15 protein-coding genes are annotated in these 14,773 nt (G+C 62.2%); 9 read left to right on the top strand and 6 right to left on the bottom strand.

What is annotated here, in order from left to right; all coding sequences use genetic code 11:
• Window positions 1–66 precede the first annotated feature (66 nt).
• From ACSPX5_RS27190 to ACSPX5_RS27180, 3 genes are all read left to right on the top strand, one after another.
• Window positions 67–1,140: a BMP family ABC transporter substrate-binding protein gene (locus ACSPX5_RS27190; RefSeq protein WP_064593279.1), complete on the top strand. Its 1,074-nt coding sequence runs from the start codon at window positions 67–69 to the stop codon at window positions 1,138–1,140.
• A 131-nt stretch (window positions 1,141–1,271) separates the two neighbouring features.
• Complete coding sequence (locus ACSPX5_RS27185) at window positions 1,272–2,237, top strand: isopenicillin N synthase family dioxygenase (RefSeq protein WP_439820604.1); 966 nt, start codon at window positions 1,272–1,274, stop codon at window positions 2,235–2,237.
• Window positions 2,238–2,317: 80 nt separating this feature from the next.
• Window positions 2,318–3,271, top strand: a complete 954-nt coding sequence (locus ACSPX5_RS27180) for an adenosine deaminase (protein WP_007958502.1) — start codon at window positions 2,318–2,320, stop codon at window positions 3,269–3,271.
• A gap of 49 nt (window positions 3,272–3,320) precedes the next feature.
• Here ACSPX5_RS27180 and ACSPX5_RS27175 read toward each other — a convergent pair whose 3' ends face one another.
• The 3 genes from ACSPX5_RS27175 to ACSPX5_RS27165 all read right to left on the bottom strand — a co-directional run bounded on the left by ACSPX5_RS27175 (window position 3,321) and on the right by ACSPX5_RS27165 (window position 6,798).
• Window positions 3,321–4,700, bottom strand: coding sequence for an MFS transporter (locus tag ACSPX5_RS27175; protein WP_169428723.1), 1,380 nt, complete (start codon window positions 4,698–4,700; stop codon window positions 3,321–3,323).
• A 126-nt stretch (window positions 4,701–4,826) separates the two neighbouring features.
• Window positions 4,827–5,561, bottom strand: a complete 735-nt coding sequence (locus ACSPX5_RS27170) for an ArsR/SmtB family transcription factor (protein ID WP_169428722.1) — start codon at window positions 5,559–5,561, stop codon at window positions 4,827–4,829.
• A gap of 307 nt (window positions 5,562–5,868) precedes the next feature.
• Window positions 5,869–6,798 (bottom strand): LysR family transcriptional regulator, encoded by a 930-nt coding sequence (locus ACSPX5_RS27165; RefSeq protein ID WP_169428721.1) that lies wholly within the window; start codon window positions 6,796–6,798, stop codon window positions 5,869–5,871.
• Between the two features lie 117 nt (window positions 6,799–6,915).
• On the opposite strand from ACSPX5_RS27165, the gene ACSPX5_RS27160 reads away from it, so the two are divergent.
• The 3 genes from ACSPX5_RS27160 to ACSPX5_RS27150 all read left to right on the top strand — a co-directional run bounded on the left by ACSPX5_RS27160 (window position 6,916) and on the right by ACSPX5_RS27150 (window position 8,593).
• A complete protein-coding gene (locus tag ACSPX5_RS27160) occupies window positions 6,916–7,209 on the top strand; it encodes a putative quinol monooxygenase (protein WP_169428720.1) in 294 nt (97 codons plus the stop codon).
• 32 nt (window positions 7,210–7,241) lie between these two features.
• A complete protein-coding gene (locus tag ACSPX5_RS27155; protein WP_207868290.1) occupies window positions 7,242–8,255 on the top strand; it encodes a zinc-binding alcohol dehydrogenase family protein in 1,014 nt (337 codons plus the stop codon).
• Between the two features lie 164 nt (window positions 8,256–8,419).
• Window positions 8,420–8,593, top strand: coding sequence for a hypothetical protein (locus ACSPX5_RS27150; protein ID WP_169428718.1), 174 nt, complete (start codon window positions 8,420–8,422; stop codon window positions 8,591–8,593).
• Window positions 8,594–8,601: 8 nt separating this feature from the next.
• Here the strand turns inward: ACSPX5_RS27150 and ACSPX5_RS27145 are convergent, their stop codons facing one another.
• Both ACSPX5_RS27145 and ACSPX5_RS27140 read right to left on the bottom strand, forming a co-directional pair.
• The gene (locus tag ACSPX5_RS27145; RefSeq protein ID WP_169428717.1) at window positions 8,602–9,807 is read right to left on the bottom strand and encodes a multidrug effflux MFS transporter; all 1,206 of its coding nucleotides are present in this window, start codon (window positions 9,805–9,807) and stop codon (window positions 8,602–8,604) included.
• A gap of 105 nt (window positions 9,808–9,912) precedes the next feature.
• A complete protein-coding gene (locus tag ACSPX5_RS27140; protein WP_085700947.1) occupies window positions 9,913–10,110 on the bottom strand; it encodes a heavy-metal-associated domain-containing protein in 198 nt (65 codons plus the stop codon).
• Window positions 10,111–10,258: 148 nt separating this feature from the next.
• Between ACSPX5_RS27140 and ACSPX5_RS27135 the strand changes: the two genes are divergently transcribed.
• From ACSPX5_RS27135 to cueR, 3 genes are all read left to right on the top strand, one after another.
• Complete coding sequence (locus ACSPX5_RS27135; RefSeq protein ID WP_439820603.1) at window positions 10,259–10,642, top strand: hypothetical protein; 384 nt, start codon at window positions 10,259–10,261, stop codon at window positions 10,640–10,642.
• A gap of 110 nt (window positions 10,643–10,752) precedes the next feature.
• Window positions 10,753–13,143, top strand: coding sequence for a heavy metal translocating P-type ATPase (locus ACSPX5_RS27130; RefSeq protein ID WP_439820602.1), 2,391 nt, complete (start codon window positions 10,753–10,755; stop codon window positions 13,141–13,143).
• Window positions 13,140–13,553: a Cu(I)-responsive transcriptional regulator gene (cueR, locus tag ACSPX5_RS27125; RefSeq protein WP_011332302.1), complete on the top strand. Its 414-nt coding sequence runs from the start codon at window positions 13,140–13,142 to the stop codon at window positions 13,551–13,553. The genes ACSPX5_RS27130 and cueR overlap by 4 nt, the downstream gene beginning before the upstream one ends.
• On the opposite strand, the gene ACSPX5_RS27120 is transcribed toward cueR, so the two are convergent.
• Window positions 13,507–14,724 carry an MFS transporter gene (locus tag ACSPX5_RS27120; protein ID WP_439820601.1) on the bottom strand — a complete coding sequence of 406 codons (1,218 nt, stop codon included), beginning with the start codon at window positions 14,722–14,724 and terminating at the stop codon, window positions 13,507–13,509. The genes cueR and ACSPX5_RS27120 overlap by 47 nt on opposite strands.
• Between the last annotated feature and the right edge of the window lie 49 nt (window positions 14,725–14,773).

Genomic DNA, 14,773 nt, shown 5'->3' with positions numbered 1-14,773 from the left:
TTGTTGTCCGCTTGGTCAGCCTTTTGCATTGCTCTCCCCACACACAACAAAAGGGAGTTCGCGTTCATGCAAAAACGTCCACTGCAAACACTGCTGTGCATCGCCATGGGCCTTGGCCTCAGCCTGAGCGCCAGTGCCGCCGATCCACTGAAAGTCGGCTTCGTCTACATCGGCCCCATCGGCGACCACGGCTGGACGTATCAGCATGAACAGGGGCGCAAGGCACTGGCGGAAAAACTCGGCACACAGATCACCACCAACTACGTGGAAAACGTCGCCGAAGGCGCCGACGCCGAGCGGGTGATCCGCAACATGGCCAAGGACAATTACGACCTGATCTTCACCACCTCTTTCGGCTACATGAACCCGACGGTGAAAGTCGCCAAGCAGTTTCCCAAGGTGACCTTCGAGCACGCCACCGGCTACAAGCAGGACAAGAACCTCGGCACCTATCTCGCGCGTACCTACGAGGGCCGTTACGTCGGTGGTTTCCTCGCGGCGAAGATGACCAAGAGCAAAAAGATCGGCTACGTCGCCTCGTTCCCGATCCCGGAAGTGATCCGCGACATCAACGCCATTCAACTGGCCCTGAACAAGTACAACCCCGGCACGGAAATCAAAGTGGTGTGGGTCAACTCGTGGTTCGATCCGGGCAAGGAAGCCGACGCCGCCAACGCGCTGATCGACCAGGGCGTGGACGTGGTGTTCCAGCACACCGACAGCCCGGCACCGATCCAGGCCGCCGAACGGCGAGGTGTTTACGCCGTGGGCTACGCTTCGGACATGGCGCACTTCGGTCCGAAAGCGGTGCTGACTTCGATCGTCAACGACTGGGCGCCGCACTACATTCAGGCAACCCAGAGCGTGATCGACCACAACTGGAAATCCCAGGATTACTGGGGCGGGTTGAAAGAAGGCACAGTCGAACTGCCGATCAGTGATCTGGTGCCGGCACCGGTGAAGGCCGAAGCCGAGCAGATCATCGCCGATATCAAGAGCGGTGCCCTGCAACCATTCACCGGGCCGATCAAGGATCAGGCCGGGGTCGAGAAAATCCCGGCGGGGGTCAGCGCCACCAACGCGGAACTGGCGTCGATGAATTACTACGTCGAAGGCATGAAGGCCGAGATGCCGAAATAACGCCTGCCCGCCATAAAACCCTGTGGGAGCCAGCCTGCTGGCGATAGCGCACTTTCAGTCGATACCGTTCTGGCCTCATCGCCAGCAGGCTGGCTCCCACACTGGATCTCACATGACTCCAAGGATTGTGCATGAACAGCCTTCCGATCATCGACATCTCTGCGCTCTACTCCGACGACCAGAACGCCTGGCCCGCCGTCGCCGAACAGATCGACCACGCCTGCCGCGAATGGGGCTTCTTCTATATCAAGGGCCATCCGATTTCTGCGCAGCGCATCGAATCCCTGCTCGATCACGCCCGGCACTTCTTCGAATTGCCGGCAGCGGAAAAACTCAAGATCGACATTACCCGGACCGTCCATCACCGCGGCTACGGCGCCATCGCCACCGAACAGCTCGACCCGGACAAACCCAGCGATCTCAAGGAAACCTTCGACATGGGCCTGCACCTGCCGGCCGACCATCCGGAGGTGCTGGCGGAAAAACCCTTGCGCGGCCCCAATCGTCACCCGGCCATTCCCGGCTGGGAAGCGCTGATGGAACAGCACTACCGCGACATGCAGGCCCTGGCGCAAACCCTGTTGCGGGCCATGACCCTGGCACTGGGCATCGAGCGCGATTTCTTCGACAAACGCTTCAATGAGCCGGTCAGCGTGCTGCGGATGATTCATTACCCGCCGCGCCACACCGCCAGTTCCGCCGAACAGCAAGGCGCCGGCGCGCACACCGATTACGGCTGCATCACGCTGTTGTATCAGGACACCGCTGGCGGTTTGCAGGTGAAAAACGTCAAAGGCCAGTGGATCGACGCACCGCCCATCGACGGTACCTTCGTGGTCAACCTCGGCGACATGATGGCGCGCTGGAGCAATGACCGTTATCGCTCGACCCCGCACCGGGTCATCAGCCCGCTGGGCGTGGATCGCTATTCGATGCCGTTTTTCGCCGAGCCGCACCCGGACACACGCATCGAGTGTCTGCCCGGTTGCCAGGACGCACAGCATCCGGCGAAATATCCGACCACCACCTGCGCCGAATTCCTGCTGTCGCGCTTTGCCGATACCTACGCCTATCGGCGGGAACAGGAAGCGGTGTGATGGATCGGTTGGTCAGGTTTTGCCAATTGTTTCGGCGCGCATCTGTAGAATGCCGTCATTGCACCTGATGAGAAAAGAATATGTACGACTGGCTCAACGCCCTGCCCAAGGCTGAACTGCACCTGCATCTGGAAGGCTCGCTGGAGCCCGAGCTGCTGTTCGCCCTGGCCGAACGCAACAAGATCGCCCTGCCGTGGAGCGATGTCGAAACCCTGCGCAAGGCTTACGCTTTCAACAACCTGCAGGAATTCCTCGACCTGTATTACCAGGGCGCCGACGTGCTGCGCACCTCCCAGGACTTCTACGACCTGACCTGGGCCTATCTGCTGCGCTGCAAAGAGCAGAACGTGATTCACACCGAGCCGTTCTTCGACCCGCAGACTCACACTGACCGTGGTATCCCGTTCGAAGTGGTGCTCAACGGCATCGCCGCCGCGCTGAAAGATGGCGAACAGCAACTGGGTATCACCAGCGGTTTGATCCTGAGTTTCCTGCGCCACCTCAGCGAAGACGAAGCGCAGAAAACCCTCGACCAGGCGCTGCCGTTCCGTGATGCGTTCGTCGCGGTGGGCCTGGACAGTTCCGAGATGGGTCACCCGCCGAGCAAGTTCCAGCGCGTGTTCGATCGTGCCCGTCACGAAGGCTTCCTGACCGTCGCTCACGCCGGTGAGGAAGGCCCGCCGGAGTACATCTGGGAAGCCATCGACCTGCTGAAAATCCAGCGCATCGACCATGGCGTGCGCGCCATCGAAGACGAGCGCCTGATGCAGCGGATCATCGATGAGCAGATCCCGCTGACCGTGTGCCCGCTGTCGAACACCAAACTCTGCGTGTTCGATCACATGTCGCAGCACAACATCCTCGACATGCTCGAGCGCGGCGTGAAGGTCACGGTGAACTCCGATGACCCGGCGTACTTCGGCGGTTATGTCACCGAGAACTTCCATGCGCTGCACACTCACCTGGGCATGACTCAGGATCAGGCCAAGCGCCTGGCGCAGAACAGCCTGGATGCACGGTTGGTAAAACCGTAACAGCACAAAGCCGTTCGAACACGCCCGTGTTCGAACGGCTTTTCAGGTGTCAGCGCACAACCGCTTCGGTCAACTCTTCCAGCGTCTTGCCCCGGGTTTCCATCCCGAACAGCCACACCACCCCCGCCGCCACCGCAAAGCACAACGCCCCCAACGCAAATACGCCGCCCTGCCCGGTGATCGGAAACACCAGACCGGTAACCAACGGCCCGAGCAGCGAGCCCACGCGCCCGATGGCCGAAGCGAACCCCGAGCCCGTCGCCCGCGCCGATGTCGGGTACAACTCCGGCGTGTAGGTGTAGAGCACCGCCCACATGCCGAACAGGAAAAACTGCATCAACAGACCCGTACCGATCAGCAGCGCCACGTTGCCGCCAAACACCGCGCTCTGGCCGTACAGAAACGCCATCACCCCGCCGCCGAGCAACGTGACGATGCACACCGGCTTGCGTCCCCAGCGCTCCACCAGCCAGGCCGCCATCAGGAAGCCGGGAATCCCGCCGAGGGAAATCAGCACCGTGTAATACACCGACTGGGTCACCGCGAACCCCGACTGTTGCAGCAACGCGCTGAGCCAGGAGGTCAGGCCGTAGAACCCGAGCAGCGCGAAGAACCACAGGCTCCAGATCATCATGGTGCGCTGTCGGTACAGCGGCGACCAGATCTGCCCAAGGGCCGACAGGAAGTTGCCCGGAGGCGTGATCATCCGAGGCAGGCGAACCGGCTCCGGCAACGCGACCCCGCCCAGCGACTTCCGTACCCGGTCCTCGATCGCGCACAACACCTTGTCCGCCGCTTCGTGCTTGCCCGCCTGTTCCAGCCAGCGCGGCGACTCGGGAATGAAAAAGCGGATCGCCAGCACAAACACCGCCGGCACCGCCAGCACCAGAAAGATGTCGCGCCAGCCAATCAGTGGCAGCAGGAAGTACGACAGCACCCCGGCAGCGACAAAGCCCAGCGGCCAGAAACCGTCCATCAAAGCGATGTATCGCCCGCGACGTTGCGCGGGGATCAGCTCCGACAGCATCGACTGGGCGATCGGAAACTCCATGCCCATGCCGACTCCCAGCAAGATGCGGAACAGCGTCAGACTCTCGACCGTTTGCGCCGTGGAACACAGGTAACTGGCCAGCCCCCACAACACAATGCTCCACTGAAACACCGGTTTGCGCCCGAAACGATCGGCCAGCAGCCCGGAGAGCGACGCCCCCAGCACCATGCCGAAAAAGCTCGAACTGGCGAGCAACCCGGCTTCGGCGCTGCTCAGGCCGAACTCGGTTTTGATCGAGCCAAGCAGGAAGGTCATCATCGCCAGATCCATGGAGTCGAAGAAAAACGCCAGGGCGATGATGATGAAAATGATCCGGTGATAACCGCTCACCGGCAGCCGTTCCAGTCGATCGGCCGCGCTGTAGCTTGCCGTGTCCATGCCACCTCCTCTATCCGAAATGTCCGCAGATCGAGTGTGCGCGATAGACGTCAGGCGTTTGTGCCAGATGCGACCTGATAGCAGTCGTGGGCGACGCCAGTCATCAGGACAATGACAACGAGTGCTCTACAACGCCATTTCCAGCTCGGTTTCCCGGGCAAACCGGTGAATCTCCCGCTGCCCCGCCGCCGTCAACTGCAAGGCGCGGGAATCGTTGGGCAGCATCAACCAGCCAGACTGCATGAACAGCTGCAGCAACGCCGCGCCCAGCGAGCCGCCCATGTGCGGCCGACGCTCGCTCCAGTCCGGGCAAGCGCAGGCCACCTGGACATTGCGATGAGCCAGTGCCTGGATGAAGACCCCGCGACTGGCCAGTTGCGTCGCCCCCTTGTGGGTGACGACCACACGGTGTTCAAGCTGTTCGATCCACCCGGCATCGAGCAGGCGTTGATACAGGTCGGCCGCCAGCGTACCGCCCAGATGGTCATCACAAAAACGCGCACGCAGCAGGGAAGACGGGGCGGCCTGTGGTCTGGCAATCGGTGTCGAGCGCTTGAACACGTCGGGAATTTTCTGCGGAGCGCTGGCGATCGAGGCACTGGCCAGTGCCTCGATCGCCGCGCCGACTTCGGGAGCGGCGAGGCGGAAGAAACGTTTGCGCCCACGGACCTCGACCTTCAACAGACCGCCAGCGGACAAGCGCCCCAGATGTGCGCTGGCCGACGAGGGCGAAAGCCCTGCCAGCAGCGCCAGTTCCTCGGTCTGCCGGGCCGAGCCATCCATCAGCGCCCACATCATTGCGCTGCGTTTGGGATCGGCCAGCAACGTGGCGATCTGGCTGATGCAAGGTGCATGTTCCATGTATTCACTCCCTGTTGAATCGTATCGTCTACTGCCCGCAGACATCTTGACCCGTAATCAGTCGTCGGCCAAACCGCGCAAAATGCCCTGAGCAAAAGGCAAGGCAACAACCCCGGCCACCGGCATTCGCTGCATTTGGCGCAGCCACCACCGCCACCGGTCAGTGACGATCTGATCGTGCCTGTGCCAGCGCGCCGGTGCAGGCTTCAGGCGGACGCTAGTATAAGCGGGTTGATAGCGGCGTCCTGCGCTGGAGCGGGTGCGGCTGGTGATTGTTCCTGACAGAAATTTCGCTATTTACCTGCGACTAATGATCAACCTGCGGAAAAACGGGAAATCGGCTACTCAATTCGGCGCAACGACTGGCGAGCATCTCCCTCAACAGGTTCACCGGCTTACTCAATTGAGCGCGATGGGCGCACAGCAGATTCAGCGGAGCCCGTTCGCAGAGCAAACCTGGCAACAGCACTTTCAAGCGTCCGGCGAGCACATCGTCGGCCACATCCAGCCACGACTTGTAGGCGATACCCGCTCCCGCAACCGCCCACAGACGCACCACGTCGGCGTCATCGCTGAAGCGATCACCACTGACGGTCAGGCCGACTTCGCGCTTGCCATCGTGAAAGCTCCAATGGTCATGCACCCGGCTGCCCAGCATGTACAGCAGGCAATTGTGCTGCGCGAGCTGTTCCAGTTGTGTCGGTTCACCGTGTTTCGCCAGGTAGCCAGGGGAGGCGCACAGAACTCGCCGGTTGTTTGCCGCAATGGGCAGCGCCACCAGGCTGGAATCTTCCGGTTCGCCATAACGAAGGGCGATGTCCACGGGCTGACGAAACAGGTCAGCAATGCGGTCGCCCAGCAACAGACGCACCGTCAGCCTCGGATGTTCACGCTGAAACTCGTCGAGCCACGGCAGCAGCAGGTTGCGGCCGAAATCCGAGGGCGCCGACAGTTGCAGGATCCCGCTCACCTGATCCTGCCCGCTGGCCAACAAGCGGCGTCCTTCATCCAGATTGCTCAACGCCGCCCGGGCATATTCGAGAAAGCCCTCGCCCTCGGAGGTCAACCGCAGACTGCGGGTCGAGCGCGCCAGCAATCGTGCGCCGAGCTGTTGCTCGATGCGCTTGAGCGCCGCGCTGGCCACGGCGGCGGACATGTCCATCACCCGTGCCGCCGCCGACAGACTGCCCAGGTCCGCCGCCCGGACAAATAACTGCAAGTCATCGAACCGCAACATCATCAGCCTCGATTATCAAAAAAATATTGAAAGAGACTGCTCTTTTAGCCGGTTTTATCTCGTACAGAAATAGCCAATCATGCCTCCCATCGAATTCATCCCCTTTCGGAGCCGACCATGTCCCAACCCTTCACCGCCATCGCCACCCTGATCGCCAGACCGGGTCAGCAGGACGCTCTCGAACAGCACCTGCGCGCACTGATCGAGCCGACCCGCGCGGAAGCCGGTTGCGGCCAATATGACCTGCACCAGGATCTGGCCAACCCGCTGGCTTTTTACATGATCGAACAGTGGGCCAGCGACGAAGCCCTCCAGGCCCATGACGCCAGCGCGCATATCCAGCATTTCCGGGCGCAGGCCGCCGGGTTCCTCGAGCATTTCGAACTCAAGCGTCTGCGCGCCATCGCCTGAATCCTTCCTGACATTCACTTTCGGAGTTCTCCATGAAAGCCATCGCCTATTACGCGTCCCTGCCGATCAGCGACGAAAAAGCCCTGCAAGACATCGAACTGCCGGAGCCGGTTGCCGGCCCGCGCGATCTGTTGGTGGAAGTCAAAGCCATTTCGGTCAACCCGGTCGACACCAAGGTTCGCCAGAACGTCGCACCTGAAGGTGGCTCGGCCAAGGTGTTGGGCTGGGACGTCGCCGGCGTGGTGAAGTCGGTCGGAAGTGAAGTGACGCTGTTCAAGGCCGGCGACAAGGTTTTTTACGCCGGCTCCATCGCCCGGGCCGGTGGCAACAGTGAACTGCACGTGGTGGATGAGCGGATCGTCGGCCACATGCCGAAAACCCTCGGCTTCGCCGAAGCCGCCGCCCTGCCGCTGACCGCTATCACCGCGTGGGAGCTGTTGTTCGAGCGCCTGCAGATCCGTGAAGGCAATACCGACGAAGGTCAGAGTCTGCTGATCGTCGGCGCGGCTGGCGGCGTGGGTTCGATCCTCACTCAACTGGCCAGCCAACTGACCGGGCTCAACGTGATCGGCACCGCTTCTCGCCCACAAACCCGCGACTGGGTGACCGCGCTGGGCGCCGACCGGGTGATCGATCACAGCCAGCCGTTGAGCGAAGAACTGAAGCGCACCGGCATCGACCACGTGACTCACGTCGCCAGCCTGACCCAGACCGACCAGCATCTGGACCAACTGGTCGAGGTCCTGGCGCCGCAAGGCAAACTGGCTTTGATCGACGATCCGAAAGCGCTGGACGTGACCAAGCTCAAGCGCAAGAGCCTGTCGCTGCACTGGGAGTTCATGTACACCCGCTCGCTGTTCGAAACCGCGGACATGATCGAGCAGCACAAACTGCTCAACCGCGTGGCCGCGCTGATCGACAGCGGAACGCTGAAAACCACCGTTGGCGAGCATTTCGGCACGATTAACGCGAGCAACCTGCGCCGCGCCCATGAACTGCTCGAAAGTGGCAAAGCCAAGGGAAAAATTGTTTTAGAAGGTTTCTAAAACTCGAAAAACCGCAGTCTTCGTCAGCGCCGGATGTGGCTGGCTCGGGGCTGCGGTGTTTTTTGCCGTCAGTCAGATGCTTGAGCCTTGTCACAATTGCGATCGTATTCAGGTCTACAATCGAAACCTCTGCGAGGCAATCTTTTACGTACGGGAGGTCAGCAATGAAGATCCTGATAAAAGAAGTGGCAAAGTCCCAATGGCAAGTTCGCCTTGACCAGCACGCCGTGACCTTCCGCAGTGAGGCCGAAGCTCGCGCCTTCACTCGCACCCTCGAAGCGCGTCTGCACGCGCCCCATCAGATTCCCGATCCCGGCCAGCAACGCGCTGTCGGCTGAGGCTTTCGTTACTGGATTTCAGCCTGCGCCTTTGCCAGCGCCCGGGCATTCTGCATGCGTCGGGTGAGCGTCGCCGCGCAGACGACCAACAGACCGCACAGGCTGATGACCATGGCCATCGGCACGGCGGTGCCATCGTGCAGAATTCCCACCAGCGCCGAAGCCCCGGCGGCGACGCTGAATTGCATACTGCCTAGCAAGGCGGAAGCACTGCCAGCGCGACCGCCCTGCCCGTTCATCGCACACGCCGCCGCATTGGGGCTGATGCAACCAAGGCTGGCCACGCAGACGAACAACGGAATCAGCAGTGGCCACAGGGCTTCGGTGTGCAAGGCGCTGACCGCGAGCAGCGTCAGCCCGGCGCCCAGGTAAACCCAGACTGCCCGCGACAGCAGGAAGGCCGGACCACGTTTGGCCAACAGTCGCGCATTGACCTGGGCCACCAGAATGAACCCTGCCGCGTTGGTGCCGAACAGCCAGCCGAAATGCTCGGCCGGTACGCCATACAACTTGATGAAAATGAAAGGCGAGCCGGCAATGTAGGCAAACATCCCGGCGATGGCGATACCGCCAGTCAGGGCATGGCCCATGTAGACCGGGTCGGTCAGCAATCGACCGTACTGACGCAGGGCACCGGACAACGGCTGACGCGGAACATGCGCCGGCAGACTTTCCGGCAGGCCGAGCGCCACCGCCAGCCCGGCGAGGGCACTGAACGCCGTCAGCACCAGGAAGATCGACTGCCAGCCCGTGGTGTTGACCAGCAGACCGCCGAGCATCGGCGCCAGAATCGGTGCCAGCCCCATCACCAGCATCAGCTGCGAGAAGACTTTCGCCGAACCCACCGCGTCGCACTTGTCGCTGACCACCGCCCGGGCAATCACCATCCCCGCACAACCACCCAGCGCCTGCACGAGCCGCGCTCCGATCAGCCACTCCAGATTCGGTGCATAGGCGCAGGCCACTGACGCCAGCGTGAACAGCGTCAGGCCAATGAGCAACGGAATCCGCCGGCCGAAGCGGTCCGCCACCGGGCCGTAAGCCAGTTGGCCGATGGACAGGCCGAAGAAGTAAGCCGACAGCGTCAGCTGAACGTCTTTCTCGTCGGTACCGAACGCCAGCGCCATGGTGGGAAAAGCGGGTAGATAGAAGTCGATCGCCAACGGACCGAAAGCGGTCAGGGCACCGAGAATCAAGAGGGTACGGAAGTTCATCAGGCGTCCAGGTCGGGCAGACAATCGGGTTGAGTGTGCAGCCCGACAGTCTAGCCGCGCGAGGACGCCTTGAACATTCCGGTAGCTCGCTAACTATTAAAAAGATCAGGCGAGTTTGATCGCATATCCTTCTTCGCTGATCGCTTCGATGACCTGCTCGGCACTCAGCGCACTTTCGACACCGACTTCCTTCGCTGCCAGATCGACCCGCACGCTGGCGGTCGGATCTTTGCTCTGCACCGCCTGGGTGACGGCTTTGACACAGTGACCGCAGGACATGCCTTCAACAGTGAACACTTGCATGGAATGACTCCTTTGAGTGAGGTTGCCGGCAGTGTCGAGCTTGCCACGATGGCAAGGTCAAGTTCTGCAAACAACTGCCGGGCTGGCAATCGGCGCCGCGCTCGGCCAAGCTGCGTGCATCAATGACATGAATTCAGGAGATTCAGCCATGCGCTGGTCAGCTTTCAGCCTGTTTGGCGTACTCAGCCTTTTTGCCTGCCTGCCCCAGGCCAACGCAACCGGCGAGGATTACGCCGTTCTGATCATCTCCCGCGAGCGTCTGGAAGTGCCGACCTCCTGCGAGATCGGCGTGTACATCCAGGATCAGTTCGCCGGGCGACTCCTTCAGGAGCAGTCCACCTCGTTCAACCTGCCCCACGGCACGTTCTCCCTTCGTCTGAAGTTGGAACCGGGCCAGGTGCCGGGTTGCCAGTCGGGCATGCTGGCACCGCCGGCGCAGGAAATCTCGCTCAAGGCCGGGGATGTGGTGAAGTACCGGATCGCGGCAAACGCCAAAGGGTTGTACCTGCGGCCGGCCGCTCTCGAATACTGAGCGTTTCGAAAATGGGGGGAGCAGGTTTGCTCCCCCCATTTTTTTGGCGCTTGACCTTGCCAGCATGGCAAGGTTGATCCTGTAGGCATCCACTACAGGGAGTACGACCGATGTCCGATTCCATCACGTTCGATCTGCCCATCAGCGGCATGACCTGCGCCAGTTGCGCCGGCCGCGTCGAGCGCGCCTTGAGCAAAGTCAGCGGCGCCAGCGCCGTCAGCGTCAACCTCGCCACCGAACAGGCCCGCGTACTGGCACCCAGCGACAGCCTGCCGGCACTGATGGAGGCGGTCGAACGCGCCGGTTACAGCGTGCCGCAGCAAACGGTGGAATTGAACATCGACGGCATGACTTGCGCTTCCTGCGTCGGCCGCGTCGAACGCGCGCTGAACAAAGTCCCGGGGGTAAAAAGTGTCAGCGTCAACCTCGCCAATGAACGCGCTCATCTTGAGCTGCTTGGCGCGGTCGACCCGCAAACCCTGATCGCCGCCGTGAGCAAGGCCGGCTATTCGGCCAGCCTCTTCGAACTTGAACACCAGACCGACAATCATCAGCAACGCCTGAACCACGAGCGTTGGGCCTTGATCTGCGCCATCGCCCTCGCCTTGCCGCTGGTGCTGCCGATGCTGCTGCAACCATTCGGCATTCACTGGATGCTGCCGGCCTGGGTGCAATTTGCCCTCGCCACTCCGGTGCAATTCATTTTCGGCGCACGGTTTTATGTGGCCGCGTGGAAAGCCGTACGCGCCGGGGCCGGCAACATGGACTTGCTGGTAGCGCTGGGCACCAGCGCCGGTTACGGACTGAGTCTCTATGAATGGGCGACCGCCGCCGGGCGCATGCCGCATCTGTATTTCGAGGCCTCGGCGGTGGTCATCGCGCTGGTGCTGCTCGGCAAATATCTGGAAAGCCGCGCCAAACGCCAGACCGCCAGCGCCATCCGCGCCCTGGAGGCGTTGCGGCCGGAGCGGGCGATTCAAGTCATCGATGGCCGCGAACAGGACGTTGCCATCAGTGCTCTGCGCCTCGGCGATCTTGTACTGGTCAAACCCGGTGAGCGCTTCCCGGTGGATGGCGAGGTGCTGGAAGGTCAGAGCCACGCCGACGAAGCACTGATCAGCGGCGAGAGCCTGCCGGTGCCCAAGCAGACGGGCGACAAGGTCACCGGCGGCGCGATCAACGGCGAAGGCCGCTTGCTGGTAAGCACCACGGCGCTCGGTGCGGAAAGCGTACTGGCGCGGATCATCCGTCTGGTGGAAGACGCCCAGGCGGCGAAGGCACCGATCCAGAAACTGGTGGATAAAGTCAGTCAGGTGTTCGTGCCGACCGTGTTGCTGCTGGCCCTGGCCACGCTGATCGGCTGGTGGCTATACGGCGCGCCACTGGAAACCGCGTTGATCAACGCCGTCGCGGTACTGGTGATCGCCTGCCCCTGTGCCCTCGGCCTGGCAACACCCACTGCGATCATGGCCGGCACCGGCGTGGCGGCGCGCCACGGGATTCTGATCAAGGATGCCGAAGCACTGGAGCGCGCCCATGAAGTCAGCGCCGTGGTGTTCGACAAGACCGGCACCCTGACCTCCGGCACGCCGCGCATCGCGCATTTCAGTGCGATCGACGGTGACGAAAACGCCCTGCTGACAGCCGCCGGCGCGCTGCAACGCGGCAGCGAACATCCGCTGGCCAAAGCGGTGCTGGACGCCTGTGCCGAACGCCATCTGAGCGTGCCGGATGTCAGCGACAGTCAGTCCCTGACCGGCCGAGGCATCGCCGGCCATCTCGACGGTCGACGTCTGGCGCTGGGCAACCGGCGCCTGCTGGAAGAAAGCGGTCTTAACGCCGGAAACCTGAGCGAATCCGCCAAGGCCTGGGAAACCGAAGGTCGCACACTGTCCTGGTTGATTGAGCAGAGCCCCGAACCCCGCGTGCTCGGTCTGTTCGCCTTCGGCGACACCCTCAAGCCCGGCGCGCTGCACGCGGTGCAACAACTGGCGGCGCGAAATATCCACAGCCACCTGCTGACCGGCGACAACCGAGGCAGCGCTCGCGTCGTCGCCGAAGCGCTGGGCATCGAAAACGTCCACGCCGAAGTGCTGCCGGCAGACAAAGCCGCCACCGTCGCCGAACTGAAAAAAACCGGGGTCGTGGCCATGGTCGGCGACGGCATCAACGACGCTCCGGCACTGGCCGCTGCCGATATCGGCATCGCCATGGGCGGCGGCACCGACGTGGCCATGCACGCCGCCGGCATCACCCTGATGCGCGGTGATCCACGGCTGGTGCCGGCCGCGCTGGAGATCAGCCGCAAGACCTACGCGAAGATCCGCCAGAACCTGTTCTGGGCCTTCGTCTACAACCTGATCGGCATTCCGCTGGCGGCGTTCGGCTTCCTCAATCCGGTGCTGGCCGGTGCGGCGATGGCCCTGTCGAGCGTCAGCGTGGTGAGCAATGCGCTACTGTTGAAGACCTGGAAACCCGAGGATCTGGAGGACAACCGATGAACATCGGCCAAGCGGCCCGCCACAGCGGCCTGAGCGCGAAGATGATCCGTTACTACGAGTCGATCGGCCTGCTCAAGGCTGCCCATCGCACCGACAGCGGCTATCGCATCTACGGCGATGACGACCTGCATACGCTGGCGTTCATCAAGCGCTCGCGGGACCTGGGTTTTTCGCTGGAGGAAGTCGGCAAGCTGCTGACCCTCTGGCAGGACCGCCAGCGCGCCAGCGCCGATGTGAAGGCTTTGGCCCGCCAGCACATCGACGAGCTGAATCAGAAGATCCGCGAACTCGGCGAACTGCGCGACACCCTGCAGGATCTGGTCGAACACTGCCACGGCGACCACCGCCCGGACTGCCCGATCCTCAAGGAACTGGCGTCGGGCTGCTGCGCGCAACCCGCTCGCGCCTGAGCAGCAGGAGTTTCATCGACAGCACTGTGGCGAGGGGAATGCCGTGGAACAACAGCACCACGGCACCCGGCGCCCACCACGCATAGAACGGTGCGGCGATCAGCATGCCGACGCCGAACCCGGTCATCTGCAACAACGTCAGGAAACTGAAAATCGGCAGGCGCAGGGGCTCCGGCTCCCGCTGCAAGCGCGACATCAGGCCGACTTCCGAGAACCCGTCACCCAATCCGGCCGGCAGCGAAAACAGCAACAGACCGACGACGCTGTGCTGCTGGAACATCAGGATGAACCCGCAAGACATCAGCAGCACGCCGCCGAAATAGCGGCGCTCGAGATGGATGTTTTCCGAGCCGTTGAGGCGACTGGCGATGCGCGCGCCGAGCAGTTTGCCGGCGGCCCACACCGCGAGCATCAGGCCCAGCGTGGTGCTGGCTGAATCCGGCGTGAGCAGTCTGGAAATGATCGGGAAGCCGACGTTGTGCGCAGCGCTGCCAAGGGTGTCGGCCATGGTCACCGCCAACATCGCCGCCACCACCGGAACGCTGCGCAGGCCTTGCAACAACGCCGACCATTCACCTTGTTTAACACTGGATTCAACCACTGGCTCAGGTGCACTGAACCGCAGCGGCACGATCAACAGCGCTGCCAGCAGGTAGGTCACCGCGTTCAGCGCAAACACCGTTTCAAAACCAAATCCCGCGACCAGCAACCCGGACACCAGACTGCCGCCGACCATCGCCATGGACGAGGCGGACGTGATCCAGGCATTGGTCTTGAGCAACTGCGCCGACTCGATCAATCGCGGCAACTGACTGTTGAGACCGATGGCGAACATCGAGTTGCCAAATCCCAGACCGAACGCAATCAGCGGCAGCAACAACGCCTGCTGACTGACCGGAACGATCAGCAACAGCCCGAGCACAGCGGCGCGCAGCAGATCGAAGGCAATCAACGGCAAGCGGCCGCTGCATCGGCGATAGAACGCGGTGCCGAGCAGGCTGGCGAAAATCCCGCCGCCCACGCGACTGGCGAGAAAAATCCCCACGCTCATCGCGCTGTTGCTCAGCAGATAGACATAAGTGGCCAGCGCAACCATGTTGAGGAACGCGCCGAAATCGGAAATCAGCCGGGCCGTGATGATCAGCCGGGCATTGCGGGACGTAGTGCTCACAATCAATCCTTGAATGTGTAAAACCCGGCCGAAGCCGGGTTTTCTTCTT

This window comes from Pseudomonas sp. HLG18, from assembly GCF_051903985.1.
GTDB classification, from domain to species: domain Bacteria; phylum Pseudomonadota; class Gammaproteobacteria; order Pseudomonadales; family Pseudomonadaceae; genus Aquipseudomonas; species Aquipseudomonas fluorescens_BT.
This window is presented reverse-complemented; position numbering and strand designations above follow the sequence as displayed.